Here is an 18,201-nt window from a genome sequence, read left to right on the forward strand (position 1 = left end):
GATCAACCCTTCGCCTGCGGCTCCACGACGCGGACGTGGAGTTCGCGCAGTTGCTTGAATTCGGCCGCGCTGGGCGCGCCCATCAGCAGGTCTTCGGCGCGCTGGTTCATCGGGAACAGCGTGATTTCGCGCAGATTCTGCGCGCCGCACAGCAGCATCACGATGCGGTCGACGCCCGCCGCCATGCCGCCATGGGGCGGCGCGCCGTACTGGAAGGCGCGGTAGAGGCCGCCGAAGCGGTCTTCGACATCCTGTTGGCTCAGGCCCACCAGTTCGAACGCCTTGACCATCAGTTCGGGCGACTGGTTGCGGATCGATCCCGACGCGATTTCATAGCCGTTGCAGACCATGTCATATTGATAGGCGTTGATCGTCAGCGGGTCCTGATTGTTCAGCGCGTCCAGCCCGCCCTGCGGCATGGAGAAGGGGTTGTGCGCGAAGTCGACCGACTTGGTGTCTTCGTCATATTCGTAGAAGGGGAAGTCCACGATCCAGCACAGATCGAAGCGGTCCTTGTCGATGAGGTCGAGCGTTTCGCCGACGCGGGTGCGCGCCAGCCCTGCCAGCTTGGCGGCCTGGCTTTCCTTGCCCGCCGCGAAGAAGACGCCGTCATTGGGGCCGAGGCCGAGTGCGGCGATCAGCTTGGCGGTCGCTTCCTCGCCATGGTTTTTGGCGATCGGGCCGCCGGGGACGCCATCCTTGATGTTGATATAGCCCAGGCCCGAATAGCCCTCGGCCCGCGCCCAATTGTTCATTTCGTCGAAGAATTTGCGGCTGCCTGCGCCTGCGCCGGGCGCCGGGATCGCGCGGATCACGCTGCCGCTGTCGACCAGCGATGCGAAGATGCCGAAGCCCGATCCGACGAAATGCTCGGTCACGTCGGTGATGAGGATGGGGTTGCGCAGATCGGGCTTGTCGCTGCCGTACTTGAGCAGCGCTTCGGCGTGCGGGATGCGCGGGAAACTGCCTGCGGGGGTCACCGGCTTGCCGTCGGCGAACTGTTCGAACACCTGCGCGATGACCGGCTCCATCGTGTTCCAGACATCTTCCTGGGTGACGAAGCTCATTTCGAGGTCGAGCTGGTAGAATTCGCCGGGCAGGCGATCAGCGCGCGGGTCTTCGTCGCGGAAGCAGGGGGCGATCTGGAAATAGCGGTCGAAGCCTGCGACCATCAGCAACTGCTTATATTGCTGGGGCGCCTGCGGCAGGGCGTAGAATTTGCCGGCATGGATGCGGCTGGGCACCAGGAAGTCGCGTGCGCCTTCCGGGCTGGACGCGGTCAGGATTGGGGTGGAATATTCGGTGAAGCCGATACCCTCCATGCGGCGGCGCATGTCCGAGATGATCTTCGTGCGCTTGACGATATTGGCGTGCAGCGTTTCGCGGCGCAGATCGAGGAAGCGGTAGCGCAGGCGGATATCTTCGGGATAGTCCTGCTCGCCCGCGACCGGCAGCGGCAATTCGGCGGCGGTGGACAGGATGGTGACGCTGTCGGCCACGATCTCGATCTCGCCGGTCGCCATGCGCGGGTTGATCGCTTCGGGTGCGCGCGCGACGACATGGCCATCGATCGTCACGACGGATTCGAGGCGCAGGCTTTCGAGCGCGCGGAGCGGATCGCTGTCCGCCTTCGCCACCACCTGCGTGATGCCATAATGGTCGCGCAGATCGACGAACAAGACGCCGCCATGATCGCGTTTGCGATGCACCCAGCCCGACACGCGGACCTCAGTGCCGACATCGGCTGTGGTCAGGGCGCCGCAGGTGTGGGTGCGATAGGCGTGCATGGCGTTTTGGTCTTTCAGCTTCGTTTTACGGAAATGACAAAGTGTTGCAGTCCCGCTATGGCCTATGCTGTCAAGCATTGACCAGTCCGCCGGACGCGGGCCAGCCCATAATAAGATCGAAGACCATATGCAAATTCATCCGCTGATTACCGACAGCAAGACGCTTTCCGATTTCTGCGCCCGCATCGCAAAGTCCCCCTACATCGCCGTCGATACCGAGTTCATGCGGGAAAACAGCTATTGGCCCGAACTCTGCCTGGTCCAGGTCGCCGACCCGAACGAGGCCGCCGCGATCGACCCCAAGGCGCCGGGGCTGGACATGACGCCGCTGCTGGACCTGCTGGTCGACAATGAGGATGTGCTGAAGGTCTTCCATGCCGGTGGGCAGGACATAGAGATCGTCCACAACCTGACCGGCAAGACGCCGCATCCGATGTTCGATACGCAGATCGCGGCGATGGCGCTGGGGCTGGGCGAGCAGATCGGTTACGGCAATCTGGTCGACGCGTGGATGGGCGTGGTGCTGGACAAGGGCGCGCGCTTTACCGACTGGGCGCGGCGGCCGCTGGACAAACGACAGATCGACTATGCGATCGGCGACGTCACCTATCTGATCCAGATTTTCCCCAAGATGCTGGAAGAGTTGCGCAAGACCGGGCGCGGCGATTGGCTGGACCAGGAAATGGAGCGGATCAGCGATCCGTCACACTATGAGAATGACCCCCAGCAGGCTTGGCAGCGGGTGCGGATCGCCAGCAAGAAGGCGGACGTGCTGGGCCGGCTGAAGGCACTGGCCGCCTGGCGCGAGATCGAGGCGCAGGACAAGAATCTGCCGCGCGGGCGGATCGTGAAGGACGAGACGCTGGCCGACATCGCCAGCCACCCGCCGCGCAATCAGGAGGATCTGGGCAAGGTGCGCGGGTTGAGTGCGACCTGGCGGACCAACGATATCGGCGCGCGATTGATGAGCGCGCTGGCCAAGCACCAGCCGCTGGGCAAGGACGAGATGCCCGAGCGCGACCCCAAGCGGCCGGGGCTGGGCAAGGATGGGGCGCTGGTCGCCGATCTGCTCAAGCTGCTGCTCAAGATCCGGTCGCGCGACATCAATGTGGCGGCGCGGCTGATCGCGCGGACCGACGATATCGATGCGCTGGCGGCGGGCGTGCGCGAGGGCCTGTCGATCCTCGAAGGCTGGCGCTATGAACAATATGGCCGCGACGCGGTCGATCTGGTCGAAGGCCGCATGGCCTTTGCGGTCAAGAATGGCCGGTTGAAGATGACGCGCACGGAATAAGGAGAGCGACGATGCGGATGACGGTTGCGGGCCTGATGGTTCTGGGCCTGACCGCCTGTGTGGGCGCGAATGGGCCGGGGCCGGAAACGCCGCCGGCCGTCGCCGAAGGACCGTGCCAGAATGCGGGCCTCGACAGCTTCGTCGGGCAGAAGGCGAGCGCGCAGGTCGGCGCGGCCTTGCTGAAGGCGTCGGGCGCGAAAAGCTTGCGCTGGGGCGGACCGGGCATGGCGATGACGATGGATTTCCGGCCGGACCGGCTGACCGTGAGTTATGACGCGGCGATGGTGATTATGTCGGCGCGCTGCGGGTAATCAAACGGATCGAGAGTTTTATCTGGAAATGACCGCCACGGCCGACCTTGCCATTCGTCTGGCGCGCGCGGCGTTCAACCGGGCGCTGGCGGAGGCAGACCTTGCTGCCATCGGACCACTGCTGGCGATGGACGTCGTCATGGTCACCGGCACCGACAGCGCAGTGATCGCGGGGCGCAAGGCGCAGTTGATGGCGTGGAAGCGGGAGTTCGCCGCCAAGCCGCGCATGATCTACACCCGCACGCCCGAAAGCATCGTTGCGTCGCCGGTGGAGCCGATCGCGATGGAGCATGGGGTCTGGCAGGGCGTCGTCGATGGCGTCATCCAGGCGTCGGGCAGCTACAGCGCCAAATGGCGCGGGGTCGGCGGACAATGGGTGATCGAGGCGGAACTCTACCTGACGTTGGCGTGAGAACGGCTCAGGCGGCGGCCGGCAGGTCGATCACGGCGCGGTTGCGGCCCTCGCGCTTGGCCCGGTAGAGCGCCGCGTCGGCGGCCTGCACCAGCGTCGATCCGTCGATCGCCATCTTGTCGTCCCAACTGGCGATGCCGAAGGACATGCTGGTCGATCCCAGCGCCCGGCCCCCCTGGCGGAGCACGATTTCCATGATCCCCTTGCGCACCATTTCGACCCGCGCAGCCAGCGCCTGCGCCGTGGCGCCCGGCGCGATGACGGCAAATTCCTCCCCGCCATAACGGCAGACGATGTCGCCATCACGGAAACGGCTGCGCATTTCGGTGGCGACCGACTGCAGCACCGTATCGCCCGCATCATGGCCGAATTCGTCGTTGAACCGCTTGAAATGGTCGATGTCGCACATGACCACGCTGAGCGGTGCGCCCGAACGGCGCGCCCGCGCGATCTCGATCGCCAGCGATTCCTGCATGTAGCGGCGATTGAACAGGCCGGTGCGGATCGCGGATCGTCTGTTCGCGCAAGCCCCGCTGGAGGCGATGGTTGACGAGGGCGGAGCTGATATTTTCCGCCATCACGGTCAGGCGGAAGCGGCTTTCCTCCTGCACCACGCCCTGAAGATAAAGGGTGCCGATCACTTCGCCCCCAGCCAACAGCGGTTCGCAATGATAGAGCAGGTCGGCGTCGACATGGGAGCAGACGATGTCGCCCCCCGGCTGCGCAACGAAATGACTCTGTCCCCGGCGCAGCGCCCAGCACTGATCGGGGGCGAACCCCTCTTCACGCGGCTGGAATCCGTTCCATCCCGTGATCGGAACCAGCAGGTTGCGGCTGTTATTATGGGCATAGAGCGCACCCGGAACCCCCGGCAGCACGCGCGGCACGAAAACGCGGATGACCTGCGCCAGTTCCTCGTCGGTGCGCGCCGCCTGCATCCGGTGGGCCATGCCGCCGAGCAGTTCGATCACCTCGCCCCGCTCCTGCAGCGTGTCGCTGTTGCGCAGCAATTGTGCATGGGCGGCCTGCAAGTCCTGCGCGCTGCGACCCTGATCGGCAATGGCGGCCTGCAACTGATCGGCCATGGCGTTGTAGCCATGGGCGAGCTGCGCAAATTCCCGCGATCCCATCGTCGCGGTGACGCGCCTGTCGCGATCCCCGCGACCCAGCGCCGTCATCGCCTGATGGATGAGGCCCAGTGGCTGGCGGATGCCCCAGATCAGGAGCAGCGATATCGACAGGATCGCGAGCGCCAGCAACGGACCGCCGACCAGCGCCAATTGCCTGACCCAGGCCAGGCGGCTGTCCGCCGCCGCGATCCGCGTGATACGCAAGGCGCGCTCTTCGCTGAGAAAACTGTCGCGCGCAGCGACAACATGGTCATGAGGTCGCGCCCGGTGCCCGCAGCGATGGAACCGCGAGCCGCATCGAATTGGCCGCGCCGTGCCTGTTCCAGCGTATCGCGCAACAGGGTGGCCCGCCGTTCCGCCAGCGCCTGCACGTCCCGAGCCCGTATATTCTGCGCCCGATTATCGGCGGTCAATCGCACCAGCCGGGCCATCGACTGGCGCGCATCGGCGATCCGGGCGTCGGTCGGGTCGGCAAAGCTGGCGTTGCGGGTCAGGACGAAGCCGCGCTGCGCCGATTCCGCCTCGCGCAGCGCCACCAGCGCATCGTCCATCGTCTCGATCACTTCGGCCGAATGGGTGACCCAGCGAAAACTGTCGCGGGTCTGGATCGACGCATCCACCAGCATCCAGATGAGCGCCAGCAAGGCGATGAGGACCAGCGCGCCAAAGGCGGCAATCCGGGCGGTAATAGATGTGAACATGCGCGACCTGCCTGTAAGCCGCGATGCTTGCGCCCAAATGGTTACCAAAATCTATATTGCGCGACCAAGCGCGCGCTTAGCGCTTCCAGCGGGCCCAGATCGCGGTCGGCAGGGCGATGCCGCGCGCTTCCTCGCGCACCGCCAGCTCGCCCGCTTCCACGGTGCCGGGCAGGTCGGCAAAGGCCTGGCGCAGCAATTCGCCGATCGCCAGCGCCGACATGCGCACGGCATAGACGGTGAGGAACAGGAAGCGGCTGTCGGCATCCAGCAGCGCACGGCAATTGGCGATCAGGCCGGGCAGGTCTTCCTCCAGCCGCCACACTTCGCCGTCGGGACCGCGGCCATATTTGGGCGGATCGAGCAATATGCCGTCATAGCGGCGGTTGCGGCGCACCTCGCGGGCGACGAACTTGGCGGCGTCCTCGACGATCCAGCGGACGGGCTTGTCCGCCATGCCCGACAGGTCGGCATTGGCGCGGGCCTGCGCCACCGATTTCTTCGACGCATCGACATGGACCATGCGCGCGCCGCCGGCCGACAGGGCCAGCGTGCCGACGCCGGTATAGCCGAACAGGTTCATGACCTCGGCATCGGGCTTGTCGGCATAGGTGGCGCGCAGATCGTCCCAGATCGGCGCCATGTCGGGGAAGAAGCCGAGATGGCGGAAGGGAGTGCAGCTCGACTGGAAGGTGACTTCGCGCCAGTGGAGCGGCCAGCCTTCGGCCGGGACCGGCTTTTCATAATACCAGCGGCCGCCGCCATCCTCGTCCGATCCGGGAATGAACTCGCCGTCGGCGCGCCAGTCGGTCGTCGCGGGCTTCCACATCGCCTGCGGTTCGGGGCGGATGAAGCGGAAGCGGCCATAGCGTTCCAGCTTCCGCCCGTCGCCGCTGTCGAGCAGGCCGTAATCGGACCATGGCTCGCCGATAAGGGTCTTGAGTTCCAACTTAGCCGCGCGGGGTCGCGCGTTCGGCGACATAGGCGGTGACCGCCTCGAACGTGCCGGGCAGCTTGGCGTAGCTTTCCTCGCGCGCGAACAGGTCGCCGACGCGCGCGGGGAGCGGCGGGCGGGTGCCGGTCGCGCGTTCGACGGCGTCGCGGAACTTGGCGGGGTGGGCGGTCGCCAGCGTGACAACCGGGATGTGCGCATCGATGCCCGCTTCGCGCGCGGCGGCGAGGCCGATCGCGCTGTGCGGGTCGAGGATCTGCCCTGCGCCGTCATAGGCCCAGCGCATCGCCATCGTCATGCCGTCGGCATCGACGCGGGCGGAACTGAACAGATGCGCCGCGCCTTCGCGCTGGGCGTTGGTCAGGCGCATCGCCTTGCTGGTTTCGAAGCCGCGCATCTGCTCCGCCAGCGCCAGGCCGTCGCGGCCGCCGGCGTCGAACAGCAGGCGTTCGAAATTGGAGCTGACCTGGATGTCCATGCTGGGGGTGGCGGTCGGCACGACCTGGCCCTGGCTGTAATCGCCTTCGGACAAGGCCCGGTGCAAGATGTCGTTGACGTTGGTCGCGACGATCAGCTTCGCGACCGGCAGGCCCATCTTCGCCGCGACATAGCCCGCGAACACGTCACCGAAATTGCCGGTGGGGACGGAGAAGGCGACCTCCCGCTCCGGCGCGCCCAGGCGCACGGCGGCGTAGAAATAATAGACGACCTGCGCCATCAGCCGTGCCCAGTTGATCGAATTCACGGCGGACAGATTGAAGCGGCTCTTGAAATCCGCGTCGTTGAACATCGCCTTCACCAGCGCCTGCGCATCGTCGAAGCTGCCTTCGATCGCGATGTTATAGACGTTGGGGGCCAGCACGGTGGTCATCTGGCGACGCTGGACGTCCGACACCCGACCTTCGGGATGGAGCATGAAGATGTCGACCTTCTCGCGTCCCGCGACCGCGTCGATCGCGGCCGACCCGGTATCGCCCGAGGTCGCGCCGACGATGGTCAGGTGATCGTCGCGGCGCGACAGGAATCTTTCGAACAGCTGGCCGAGCAACTGGAGCGCGACGTCCTTGAAGGCGAGCGTGGGGCCGTGGAAGAGTTCGAGCAGCCAGTTTTGATGATCGAGCTGCACCAGCGGGGTCACGGCCTGATGGCTGAAACGGCCATAGGCGGCGGTGCACAGCTCGCGCAGTTCGTCTTCGTGGAGCGATCCCGCGACGAAGGGCGCCATGACCCGGACGGCGGTTTCGACATAGGACAGGCCGGCAAGGGCGCGAATCTGGTCGGTCGAGAAGGCGGGCCAGCTAGTCGGCAGATACAGGCCGCCATCGGACGCCAGCCCGGCCAGCGTCACATCCTCGAAACCGAGCGCGGGCGCGCTCCCCCTGGTGCTCTGATATTGCATAATGGGAAAGCGCGGTAGCGACCCGCGCGCGCGGGAGCAAGCGATTAGGCGGATGGCGGCGGCTTTGGCGGTGCATTGCGGCGGCGCAGCGCCAATATATAGATGATCAGCGCCACGGCGGCGAAGAAGAACCATTGCACCGCATAGGCAAGATGGTTGTTGGGCACGTCGGCGGCGCTGGGCGGTGCCGCGGGCTTGAGGCCGGCGGGCGCCTGCCGCGCGATCAGCATCGGGCGCAGCGGCGTCGCCTTGCCGCCGATCCGCGATAGCAGGGCGCGGTGGTCCGGCTCCTCCGAAATCCAGCCTGATACCTGCCCGCCGGTCCAGTTCGGCTTGTCGTCGGGCTTTTGCCCCACGCCGATCGCGACCAGCGCGCCCGGCCCCTCCGCCCCGGTCGCACATTGCGCGATATGACGATAGCCGGTCGATCCGTCGGCGGCGCGACCCGCCTCGATCCGCCAGCCGACCACGCGCAGGCAATGGACCGACGAGGGACGGAAGAGCAGGTCGGGCGCGACCGGCGGAAGCATCGGGAAGGCGACGGCAGGCCGGCCGGGATTGGCGGCGGCGAGCGCCAGCGCCTGCTCCTTTTCGCCGCGGCGCTGGAGTTGCCAGACGCCAAGGGCGATCATCGTCAGCACCGCGAGCGCGACGATGATCGTGGCGATCAGCGGGGTTCGGGCGGGTGCGGGCTGATCGGTCATGAATGTCCTTGTAGCGGCCGACGGGGCAAAAGAAAACGGCCGGAGCATCGCCCCGGCCGTCTTGTCATCAGTGACTGACGGTCGATCAGCCGCCGTGGACCGGCGCGCCCCAGCCGCCCCAGACATAGATGGCGACGAAGAGGAACAGCCAGACCACGTCGACGAAATGCCAGTACCAGGCGGCGGCTTCGAAGCCGAAATGCTGGCGCGGGGTGAAGTGGCCCTTATAGACGCGCACCAGATTGACGATCAGGAAGATCGTGCCGACGATGACGTGGAAGCCATGGAAGCCGGTCGCCATGTAGAAGCCCGAGCTGTAGGGCGATCCGCCGAACGGGAAGGGCGCATGGATATATTCATAGGCCTGGATCGAGGAGAAGAGCAGGCCGAGCAGGATGGTGCACCACAGACCTTTTTTCAGGCCGTCGCGGTCGCCATGGATCAGCGCATGATGCGCCCAGGTGACGGTGGTGCCCGAGCAGAGCAGGATCAGCGTGTTGAGCAGGGGCAGCTCGAACGCGTTCATGACCTCGATGCCCTTTGACGGGAACATGCCTTCGATCGGCGCGAGCGCGCTGGGGAAGAGCGAGAAGTCGAAAAAGGCCCAGAACCAGCCGACGAAGAACATCACTTCCGAGGCGATGAACAGGATCATGCCGTAGCGCAGGTGCAGTTGCACCACCGGCGTATGGTCACCCGCATGGGCTTCGGCGATGACATTGGCCCACCAGCTGTAGAAGGTGAACAGCACGCCGGCGACGCCCAGCAGGAACACCCAGCCGCCCCCGGCCGGTAGCGCGTCGGGATGCATCCACATGATCGCGCCAAATGCCATGACCAGCGCCGACATGGAGCCGAAGAGCGGCCAGATGCTGGGCGGAAGGATATGATAATCGTGGTTCTTGGCGCCTGCCATCGTCTCTTCCCTGTTCGCGGTTCGCGTTATCTGATGCTTGCCTTAGCTTGGCTTCCCGCCCTGCTCAACAGGGTAGAAGGTATAGCTCAAGGTAATTTGTTGGGTGTCCTTGTTGTCGGGATCCTGCAATATCTTCGGATCGACAAAATACAGCACCGGCATACGGACTTCCTCGCCGGGCTGGAGCGTCTGCTGGGTGAAGCAGAAACACTGGATCTTGGTGAAATAGGCGCCCGCCTGCGTCGGCGTGACGTTGAAGCTGGCGGTGCCGGTTACCGGTTTGTCCGACATGTTCCTGGCGATGAAGATCGCCATGTCCTTGCGCCCGATGGTGACGGTATCCGTCCGATGTTCGGGGTAGAATTGCCACGGCATGCCGGGCTGGACGTTGGAATCGAAGCGGATGGACATGGTATGGCCGACCGCCGCCTGCACCTGGACATCGGCGGCGGCCCGCTTGGTCGTGCCGCCAAAACCGGTCTGTTCGCAGAAGATGCGGTAGAGCGGGACCGAGGCGAAGCCCAGGCCCAGCATCGCCAGGCCGACCGTCGCCATGGCGACCAGCGTGCGCCGGTTGCGACGGTCGCGATCGAACGGGGACGGCGGGAGAGTGGCCATCAGTCACCACCCATTTTGGCGATGGTGATGCCGTAGAAGAGCAGGACGAGCGCGCCCAGCAGCAGGCCCATCACCAGCGCGCGGGACTTCTGCCGCGCGCGGACCTTCTCCAGCTCTTCCGGCGTCATGCGAGCAGCCAGCGGTCGACGACCACCGCCCCGAACAGCAGGAAGAGATAGAGGATCGAATATTTGAACAGCCGCCGTTCGGGCTGCATCCGCGCCGGATCGCTTTCGCGGCGGCGATAGACCTGGAAGGCGAAGACGGCGAACAGCGCGGTGCCGAGCAGCGCCGCCGTTCCGTAGACGATGCCGGTCAGTTGCAGCAGCACCGGCGCCATCGCGGCGGCCGCCATGATCGCGGTATAGGCCCAGATCTGGCGGCGGGTGACGACTTCGCCCGACACGACGGGCAGCATCGGGATGCCGGCGGCGGCGTAATCGGTCTTCACGAACAGGGCGAGCGCCCAGAAATGGGGCGGCGTCCAGAAGAAGATCAGCATGAACAGGGCGACGGGCAGCGCGCTGATGTCGCCGGTGACGGCGGCCCAGCCGATGACGGGCGGGAAAGCGCCGGCCGCGCCGCCGATGACGATATTCTGCGCCGTCCGGGGCTTGAGCCAGATGGTGTAGACGAACACGTAGAAGAGAATCGAGACGGCCAGCACGACGGCGGCGAGCCAGTTGGTCGCCATGCCGATCAGGATGACCGAGAAGAAGGAGAGGCCGACGCCGAAATGCAGCGCCGATTGCCGGTCCATCCGGCCCGCGGGCAGCGGCCGGTTGGCGGTGCGCTTCATCTTGGCGTCGATATCGGCCTCATACCACTGGTTGAGCGCCGCGGCGGCGCCCGCGCCGATGGCGATGCACAATATGGCGGTGAAGGCGAGGATCGGGTGGATATGCCCCGGCGCCGCCAGCAGACCGCACAGGCCCGTGAACACGACCAGGGTCATGACTCTGGGCTTGGTCAGCGCTACGAAATCCCGCCAATGGGCAGGCAGCGTGGGGGCTTCTGCCCCGGTCACGAACGGCGAACTGGCCATAATCTCCCTCATGGGTTCAGCCCGGCGCTGTTACACGGCCGGGCTGATCTGGGCAACGGCCTCACCAGCGGATACCCGGCCGGCCCTGCCCGTGGGGCGCCCGGCCAACCGGGACGCCCCTATTCTTTTGCGATCAGTCGACTGCCCGATCAATGATGGGCATTGTCGTCGATGACCGGCAGGGTTTCGAACTGGTGATAGGGCGGCGGGCTGGACAGCGTCCATTCCAGCGTCGTCGCGCCTTCGCCCCAGGGATTGCCGACCGCCTTCTTGCCGGCCGCGAGCGACCAGATCAGATTGACGAAGAAGATCAGCATGCCGGCGGCCATGATCTCATAGCCGTGGCTGGCCAGCGTGTTCCATTTTTCGAACGCGGCCGGATAGTCGGGGTAGCGACGCGGCATGCCCGACAGGCCCAGGAAGTGCATCGGGAAGAACAGCAGGTTCACGCCGATGAAGAACACCCAGAAGTGCAACTGGCCGAGGAACTCGTTGTACATCTTGCCCGACATTTTCGGGAACCAGTAGTAGAAGCCGGCGAACAGGCCGAATACCGCGCCCAGCGAGAGGACGTAGTGGAAGTGCGCGACGACATAATAGGTGTCGTGCAGCACGTCGTCGACGCCGCCATTGGCCAGCACGACGCCGGTGACGCCGCCCACGGTGAAGAGGAAGATGAAGCCCAGCGCCCAGACCATGGGGGTCTTGAAGCTGATCGATCCGCCCCAGATGGTCGCGATCCACGAGAAGATCTTGATGCCCGTGGGAACGGCGATGACCATCGTCGCGGCGGTGAAATACATCTTCACATTCACCGACATGCCGGTGGTGAACATATGGTGCGCCCAGACGACGAAGCCGACCACGCCGATCGCGACCATGGCGTAGGCCATGCCGAGATAGCCGAAGACGGGCTTGCGGCTGAAGGTGGAAATGATCTGGCTGACGATGCCGAAGCCCGGCAGGATCATGATATAGACTTCGGGGTGGCCGAAGAACCAGAAGAGATGCTGGTAGAGTTCGGGATCGCCGCCGCCGGCCGCGTCGTAGAAGGTGGTGCCGAAGTTACGATCGGTCAGCAGCATGGTGATCGCGGCGGCCAGGACGGGCAGCGCGAGCAGCAGCAGGAAGGCGGTGACCAGCACCGACCAGACGAACAGCGGCATCTTGTGCAGGGTCATGCCCGGCGCGCGCATGTTGAGGATGGTGGTGATGAAGTTGATCGCGCCCAGGATCGAGGACGCGCCCGCGATGTGGAGCGACAGGATCGCCATGTCGACGGCCGGGCCTGCCGAGCCGCTGGTCGAGAGCGGGGCATAGACCGTCCAGCCGGTGCCCGCGCCATTGCCGGTGCCGCCGGGGACGAAGGTCGAGCCGAGCAGCAGGGCGAAGGCGGGGATGAGCAGCCAGAAGCTGACATTGTTCATCCGCGGGAAGGCCATGTCCGGCGCGCCGATCATGATCGGCACGAACCAGTTGCCAAAGCCGCCGATCATCGCGGGCATCACCATGAAGAAGACCATGATGAGGCCGTGGGCGGTGATCAGCACGTTCCAGAGGTGATAGGCCTGGTCCAGCGTCGCTTCCGGGCCGTCCATCATCATGGCCCATGTGTGCAGATACTGGATGCCGGGATGCGCGAGTTCGGCGCGCATCAGGCCGGAAATGCCGCCACCGATGATGCCCGCGACGATCGCGAAGATCAGGTAGAGGGTGCCGATGTCCTTATGGTTGGTGGACATGAACCAGCGCTGGAAGAAGGCTGGCTTATGATCGGCATCGTGATGATCGTGATCGTGGGCGTGGTCGCCGTGATGATCTGCGGTGATGGTTGTCATGGCTTCCTACCCTGATCAGATTTTCTTGTCGGCGGCGGGGGCTGCGGGCGCGGCGTCAGCCGTCTTCTCCGCTGCCGCTGCGCCGGCGGGCTTGCCGCCCTGCGACAGCACCCACTGGTCGAACTGGGCCGGCGGCAGCGCTTCGATCGCGATCGGCATGAAGCCGTGGCGCGCGCCGCACAGTTCCGAACATTGGCCGTAATAGACGCCGGGCTTGTCGATGGTGAAGCTCTTCTCGTTCAGGCGGCCCGGAACGGCGTCCATCTTCACCCACAGCGAGGGCACAGCGAAGGCGTGGATCACGTCGGCGCCGGTGATGATCAGCTTGATCGGACGGCCGGCGGGCAGGACCAGACGATTGTCGGGCGCGAGCAGATAGGGCTCGCCATTGGCCTTCGCCTTGTCTTCCGGCAGCATGTTGGAGACGAACTCGGGAATGCCGTTGTCGGGATATTCATAGCCCCAATACCATTGGTAGCCGGTCACCTTGACGACGACGGCGTCCTTGGGCGCAGGCTTATACTGGTCGGCGAGCAAACCGATCGAGGGGACCGCGACGACCAGCAGGATCACGACCGGCAGCACGGTCCAGATCACTTCGATCATGGTGTTGTGTGCGGTCTTCGACGGGATCGGGTTGGCGCTGCGACGGAATTTCCACATCGCATAGAGCATCAGGATCAGCACGAAGATGGAGATCGCGAAAATCAGCGGGATCAGCATCTTGTCATGCAACCAGCGCGCGGTGTGGCCGGTCGAGGTAAACTGTTCCTGCAGGGTGAATTCGCCCGGTCTGGGCATACCGATGCCTTCGGTCGGCTTCATCCGCGGCGGCGCAGCCACCGTGGCGGCGGGCGCAGCCTCGGCGGCGTTGGCCGATTCGGCCGGCGCGGCGGCATTGGCCGCAGCCGGTGCGGCAGCGACGGCATTGTCCTGCGCCAGCGCATGTCCGTTCAACCCGAGTGCTGGCGCGAAGGCCAACAACCCGGCGAGAACGAGCGATTTCACCTTTTTCATAGCGTCTTCTTACCCCGTAACCCCTTGGCGCCGCTGCAACGAAGACACGCATGAAGCGCATGATCCTCGTCCGGTCGGTTCTGCCGCGGCTTATAGGCATGGTTTTCCCGTGCCTCAAGCACGCAGGAGCAGATTTTCTTCGCTGTTGCAACGCTCCCCTTGGCCGCCTATTTCGCTGGTCCGCGCACAGGGGCGCGATCATGGCGCGCCACAGGTGCGTCGTGCTGATGGATTGGCGGGCCGCGCAGAGACGCGCCGGGCCGCGCGACAGGACATATGACGGCATGACAGACGAGGAAGTATTGGCGGAATTCCGGGCGGCGGGGGCGCTGCTCGAAGGACATTTCATCCTGTCGTCCGGGCGACGCAGCGCCAATTATCTGCAATGCGCGCGCGTGCTGATGAACGCCGAACGGGCCGGCAAGCTGGCCCGCGCCACGGTGCAGAAATTACCGCGCGAAGTACGGCAGGAGATCGATCTGGTGGTGTCGCCGGCGATGGGCGGCCTGATCATCGGCCATGAAGTCGGCCGCGCGCTGGACAAGGATGCGGTGTTCCTGGAGCGGCCCGAGGGCGTGTTCGAGCTGCGCCGCGGCTTTGCGATCACGCCGGGACAGAAGGTGCTGATGGTCGAGGACGTCGTGACCACCGGCCTGTCCTCGCGCCAGGCGATCGAAGCGGTCGAGGCGGAGGGCGGCATCGTCGTTGCCGAAGTCGCGCTGGTCGACCGGTCGGCGGGCGAAGTGGATCTGGGCGTCCCCTTCTATCCGCTCGTGTCGATCAACTTCCCGGTCTATGAAGCCGATGCGATCCCACCCGAACTGGCGGCGATCCCGGCGATGAAGCCCGGTAGCCGGAAGCAATAGAGCGATGACCACGCCCCTGCGCCTTGGCGTCAATATCGACCATGTGGCGACCATCCGCAACGCGCGCGGGGGCGCGCATCCCGATCCGGTCAAGGCCGCGCTGCTGGCGGCAAAGGCCGGAGCGGACGGCATCACCGCGCATCTGCGCGAGGATCGGCGGCATATCCGCGACGAGGATATCGCCACGCTGATGGCGGCGCTGACCGTGCCGCTCAATCTGGAGATGGCCGCGACGCAGGAGATGCTGGACATCGCCCTGCGCTACCGGCCGCACGCCGCCTGCATCGTGCCGGAAAAGCGCGAGGAGCGCACGACCGAGGGCGGGCTGGACGCGGCCGGGCAGTATGAGACGTTGAGGCCCATCGTCGCGGCGTTGAGCGCGGCGGGGATTCGCGTCAGCCTGTTCATCGAGGCGGACGCAGCCCAGATCGACGCGGCGATCCGGCTGGGCGCGCCGGTGGTGGAGTTCCACACCGGCGCCTATGCGCACCTGACCGGCGAGGCGCGCGCGGCCGAACTGCGCCGGATCGCCGACGCCGCGGCGCTGGCGGCCAAGAACGGGATCGAACCCCATGCGGGCCATGGCCTGACCTTCGACAATGTCGCGCCGATCGCCGCCATTCCGCAGGTCGCCGAACTCAATATCGGCCATTTCCTGATCGGCGAGGCGATCTTCGGCGGGCTGGAAGGCAGTATCCGCGAGATGCGGCGGCAGATGGACCTGGCGCGGTGAAAGTGAGGGGCGCGTGATCATCGGCCTCGGCTCCGACCTTTGCAATATCGAGCGTATCCAGAACTCGCTCGACCGCTTCGGACAGCGCTTCGAACAGCGCGTCTTCACCGAGGTCGAGCAGGCCAAGGGCAATCGCCGTCCCTTCACCAAGGCAGGAACCCTCGCCAAGCGCTTCGCCGCCAAGGAGGCTTTCTCCAAGGCGGTCGGCACCGGGTTCAAGGCGGGCGTGTTCATGAAGGATATCGGCGTGGTCAACGCCCCGTCCGGCGCGCCGACGCTCAGGCTGACCGGCGGTGCGCTGGCGCGGCTGGAATCGATGGTTCCGGCGGGGCATAAGCCGGTCATTCACCTGACGCTCACCGACGATCATCCATGGGCGCAGGCCTTCGTCATCATCGAAGCCCTGCCCCAGTGAGCAACCTTCCCCCTAGCGAAAGCCCGCCCGTGACGGCCATCGACCTGCCCGAAGAGACAATCGCGGATGCGCAACCCGAGGGCGGCGACGCCCGATCCCCGGTCAACTGGTTTCACGAGCTGAAAAGCATCGTCCTGCTGATCCTCGCAGTGCTGGCGTTCCACAGTTTCGTCGCCAAGCCCTTCTACATTCCCAGCGAATCGATGATGCCGGTGCTGCTGACCGGCGACCGGCTGGTGGTGAGCAAATTTCCCTATGGCTGGTCCTATGTCTCGCCCAGTTTCCACCCCCTGCCCTTCCTGAAGGGCCGGGTGCTGGGCCGCCTGCCCGACCGCGGCGACATCGTCATCGTCAGCCCGCAGAACCGGCGCGAGGATTATATCAAGCGGGTGATCGGCCTGCCCGGCGACATCATCGAGGTGCGTGGCGGCCAGGTGATCCTGAACGGGGTGGCGGTGAAGCAGAAGATGCTCAAGCCCCTGCGCCTGGCCGTCGATGGCAACGCCCCCTGCCCGCCGCTGCAATTTCCCGGCGCATTGGTGACGGGCAAGGACGGCAAGGACTATTGCGAACTGCCGGTGCGGCAGGAGATCCTGCCCAACGGCAAGACCTATGTGACGATCGACATGGGGCCGAGCGCGCTCGACTGGTATGGCCCGGTGCGGGTGCCGGCCGACCATGTCTTCCTGATGGGCGACAATCGCGACAACAGCGCCGACAGCCGTGCACCGCTGGAGGAAAACGGGCTGGGCGGGCCAGTGCCGTGGGAGGCGATCGGCGGCCGGGCGGAGTTCATCACCTTCAGCCTGGACGGCGACGCGACCTGGAACCCGCTGAGCTGGGTCCATGCGCTGCGCAGCGGCCGGGCCGGGAACAGCCTGCGACCGCAGAGCGTTGCACCCCCGCAATGATTTGAAAGGGGCAACGGGTTTTGAGCGACGCGCACGAGCATCATGTCGAATTGCCCGGTCCCAGCGAAGTTCGCAGCCCGCTCGTCCAGCAGGAACTGAAGCGCGCCGGCGTCTGGTTTGCGCTGGCGGTTGCCATCGGCCTGGTGGCCTTGCTGGCGCAGCCGCTGCTGCTGGTCATGGGCGCGCTGGTGCTGGCGACGATGATGGACGGCGGCACCCGACTGATCGGCCGCGTCCTGCCGATCCCGCGCGGATGGCGGCTGACGATCGTGCTGCTGGGCGCGGTCGCCTTCATGGTCTATACTTTCTACCTCACCGGATCGAGCCTGGCCGCGCAGGCGCAGGCGATGCGCACCATCGTAGAGACGCAGGTGGCGCGAATCGGCGGCTGGATGCAGCAATTGGGCATCACCACCACCCCCGAAGACCTCAAGAGCCTCGCCAGTCAGGCGATGAGCAGCATGGGACGCGTCACCGCGGCGGTCGGCACGGCCGTGGGCGCGATCACCAGCGGCGTCATGATGCTGGTGCTGGCGATCTTCATCGCGGTCGAACCCAAATTATACGAACGCGGCGTCGCCTGGATGCTGCCGATCGAGAAGCGCGCCCATTTCTATACGGTTGCCGACAAGATGGGCTGGACCCTGCGCCGCCTGATGTTCGGGCGATTGATCGGCATGACGGTGGAAGGCGTGGGCGTGTGGCTGTTCCTGTGGGCCGGCGGCGTGCCGATGGCGGGTTTGCTGGGCATATTGACCGGCCTGTTCGCGTTCCTGCCCAATATCGGATCGATCATATCGGGCATCCTCATCATCCTCGTGGGCTTTTCCGGCGGGACGCATACCGGCCTCTATGCCTTCGGCGTCTATATGGCGGTGCAGATCGTCGACGGCTATCTGATCGTGCCGATGGTGGCCAAACGCGCCACCGATCTGGCCCCTGCGCTGGTGCTGGCCGCGCAGATATTGTTCGGTGCGCTGTTCGGTATCATGGGGCTGTTCCTGGCCGATCCGATCGTGGCGATGATCAAAGTCTATCTGGAGGAACGCTCCAAGGCGCTGAAACCGCAGAATCCGACGCCGCCCCTCCCTTCGCCCGACGCCTAGCCGCGATCGGCGGGGCCACGCGCCTGTCCGCTCCCTTGCCTCGCTCGCG

General features: G+C 65.5%; 21 protein-coding genes. 8 read left to right on the plus strand and 13 right to left on the minus strand.

Going from position 1 to position 18,201, the window contains the following annotated elements; all coding sequences use genetic code 11:
- Positions 1–2 precede the first annotated feature (2 nt).
- Positions 3–1,787, minus strand: coding sequence for an aspartate--tRNA ligase (gene aspS, locus K9B33_RS17435; RefSeq protein ID WP_224550346.1), 1,785 nt, complete (start codon positions 1,785–1,787; stop codon positions 3–5).
- Between the two features lie 127 nt (positions 1,788–1,914).
- Here aspS and rnd point away from each other — a divergent pair, with 127 nt between their 5' ends.
- The 3 genes from rnd to K9B33_RS17450 are packed head-to-tail and all read left to right on the plus strand — an operon-like array spanning position 1,915 to position 3,804.
- On the plus strand, positions 1,915–3,081 hold the full coding sequence (gene rnd, locus K9B33_RS17440) for a ribonuclease D (protein ID WP_224550347.1): 1,167 nt from the start codon (positions 1,915–1,917) through the stop codon (positions 3,079–3,081).
- 17 nt (positions 3,082–3,098) lie between these two features.
- Positions 3,099–3,392 carry an I78 family peptidase inhibitor gene (locus tag K9B33_RS17445; RefSeq protein ID WP_224550412.1) on the plus strand — a complete coding sequence of 98 codons (294 nt, stop codon included), beginning with the start codon at positions 3,099–3,101 and terminating at the stop codon, positions 3,390–3,392.
- 28 nt (positions 3,393–3,420) lie between these two features.
- Positions 3,421–3,804 carry a nuclear transport factor 2 family protein gene (locus K9B33_RS17450; protein ID WP_224550348.1) on the plus strand — a complete coding sequence of 128 codons (384 nt, stop codon included), beginning with the start codon at positions 3,421–3,423 and terminating at the stop codon, positions 3,802–3,804.
- Positions 3,805–3,811: 7 nt separating this feature from the next.
- Here the strand turns inward: K9B33_RS17450 and K9B33_RS23180 are convergent, their stop codons facing one another.
- The 12 genes from K9B33_RS23180 to coxB all read right to left on the minus strand — a co-directional run bounded on the left by K9B33_RS23180 (position 3,812) and on the right by coxB (position 14,121).
- Positions 3,812–4,279: a GGDEF domain-containing protein gene (locus K9B33_RS23180; protein ID WP_318011149.1), complete on the minus strand. Its 468-nt coding sequence runs from the start codon at positions 4,277–4,279 to the stop codon at positions 3,812–3,814.
- Positions 4,164–5,138, minus strand: a complete 975-nt coding sequence (locus K9B33_RS23185) for a HAMP domain-containing protein (protein ID WP_318011151.1) — start codon at positions 5,136–5,138, stop codon at positions 4,164–4,166. The genes K9B33_RS23180 and K9B33_RS23185 overlap by 116 nt, the downstream gene beginning before the upstream one ends.
- Positions 5,024–5,635 (minus strand): CHASE3 domain-containing protein, encoded by a 612-nt coding sequence (locus K9B33_RS23190; protein WP_318011152.1) that lies wholly within the window; start codon positions 5,633–5,635, stop codon positions 5,024–5,026. The genes K9B33_RS23185 and K9B33_RS23190 overlap by 115 nt, the downstream gene beginning before the upstream one ends.
- Before the next feature lie 76 nt (positions 5,636–5,711).
- The gene (locus K9B33_RS17460) at positions 5,712–6,581 is read right to left on the minus strand and encodes a class I SAM-dependent methyltransferase (RefSeq protein WP_129925651.1); all 870 of its coding nucleotides are present in this window, start codon (positions 6,579–6,581) and stop codon (positions 5,712–5,714) included.
- A 1-nt stretch (position 6,582) separates the two neighbouring features.
- The gene (gene thrC, locus K9B33_RS17465; protein WP_224550349.1) at positions 6,583–7,983 is read right to left on the minus strand and encodes a threonine synthase; all 1,401 of its coding nucleotides are present in this window, start codon (positions 7,981–7,983) and stop codon (positions 6,583–6,585) included.
- 44 nt (positions 7,984–8,027) lie between these two features.
- Complete coding sequence (locus K9B33_RS17470; RefSeq protein WP_224550350.1) at positions 8,028–8,687, minus strand: SURF1 family protein; 660 nt, start codon at positions 8,685–8,687, stop codon at positions 8,028–8,030.
- An 85-nt stretch (positions 8,688–8,772) separates the two neighbouring features.
- Complete coding sequence (locus K9B33_RS17475; RefSeq protein ID WP_224550351.1) at positions 8,773–9,603, minus strand: cytochrome c oxidase subunit 3; 831 nt, start codon at positions 9,601–9,603, stop codon at positions 8,773–8,775.
- Between the two features lie 42 nt (positions 9,604–9,645).
- A complete protein-coding gene (locus K9B33_RS17480) occupies positions 9,646–10,221 on the minus strand; it encodes a cytochrome c oxidase assembly protein (protein ID WP_224550352.1) in 576 nt (191 codons plus the stop codon).
- On the minus strand, positions 10,221–10,349 hold the full coding sequence (locus K9B33_RS23085; protein WP_263499628.1) for a hypothetical protein: 129 nt from the start codon (positions 10,347–10,349) through the stop codon (positions 10,221–10,223). Before K9B33_RS23085 ends, K9B33_RS17480 begins: the two co-directional genes overlap by 1 nt.
- Positions 10,346–11,266, minus strand: coding sequence for a heme o synthase (locus K9B33_RS17485; protein ID WP_224550413.1), 921 nt, complete (start codon positions 11,264–11,266; stop codon positions 10,346–10,348). Before K9B33_RS17485 ends, K9B33_RS23085 begins: the two co-directional genes overlap by 4 nt.
- Before the next feature lie 149 nt (positions 11,267–11,415).
- Positions 11,416–13,104 (minus strand): cytochrome c oxidase subunit I, encoded by a 1,689-nt coding sequence (gene ctaD / locus K9B33_RS17490; protein ID WP_224550353.1) that lies wholly within the window; start codon positions 13,102–13,104, stop codon positions 11,416–11,418.
- Positions 13,105–13,119: 15 nt separating this feature from the next.
- The gene (gene coxB / locus K9B33_RS17495; RefSeq protein ID WP_224550354.1) at positions 13,120–14,121 is read right to left on the minus strand and encodes a cytochrome c oxidase subunit II; all 1,002 of its coding nucleotides are present in this window, start codon (positions 14,119–14,121) and stop codon (positions 13,120–13,122) included.
- Positions 14,122–14,405: 284 nt separating this feature from the next.
- On the opposite strand from coxB, the gene pyrE reads away from it, so the two are divergent.
- From pyrE to K9B33_RS17520, 5 genes are read left to right on the plus strand one after another with little or no spacing between them, the layout of a single operon-like run.
- Complete coding sequence (gene pyrE / locus K9B33_RS17500) at positions 14,406–14,987, plus strand: orotate phosphoribosyltransferase (protein ID WP_224550414.1); 582 nt, start codon at positions 14,406–14,408, stop codon at positions 14,985–14,987.
- A 4-nt stretch (positions 14,988–14,991) separates the two neighbouring features.
- Positions 14,992–15,720 (plus strand): pyridoxine 5'-phosphate synthase, encoded by a 729-nt coding sequence (locus K9B33_RS17505; RefSeq protein WP_224550355.1) that lies wholly within the window; start codon positions 14,992–14,994, stop codon positions 15,718–15,720.
- A gap of 13 nt (positions 15,721–15,733) precedes the next feature.
- Entirely contained in the window at positions 15,734–16,135 is a 402-nt protein-coding gene (gene acpS, locus K9B33_RS17510; protein ID WP_224550356.1) for a holo-ACP synthase, read from the plus strand.
- A 29-nt stretch (positions 16,136–16,164) separates the two neighbouring features.
- Positions 16,165–17,046: a signal peptidase I gene (gene lepB / locus K9B33_RS17515; protein WP_411974037.1), complete on the plus strand. Its 882-nt coding sequence runs from the start codon at positions 16,165–16,167 to the stop codon at positions 17,044–17,046.
- Between the two features lie 20 nt (positions 17,047–17,066).
- The gene (locus tag K9B33_RS17520; RefSeq protein ID WP_224550358.1) at positions 17,067–18,152 is read left to right on the plus strand and encodes an AI-2E family transporter; all 1,086 of its coding nucleotides are present in this window, start codon (positions 17,067–17,069) and stop codon (positions 18,150–18,152) included.
- Positions 18,153–18,201 lie beyond the last annotated feature (49 nt).

This window comes from Sphingobium sp. 3R8 (genome assembly GCF_020166615.1).
In the GTDB taxonomy this organism is placed as follows: Bacteria; Pseudomonadota; Alphaproteobacteria; order Sphingomonadales; family Sphingomonadaceae; genus Sphingobium; species Sphingobium bisphenolicum.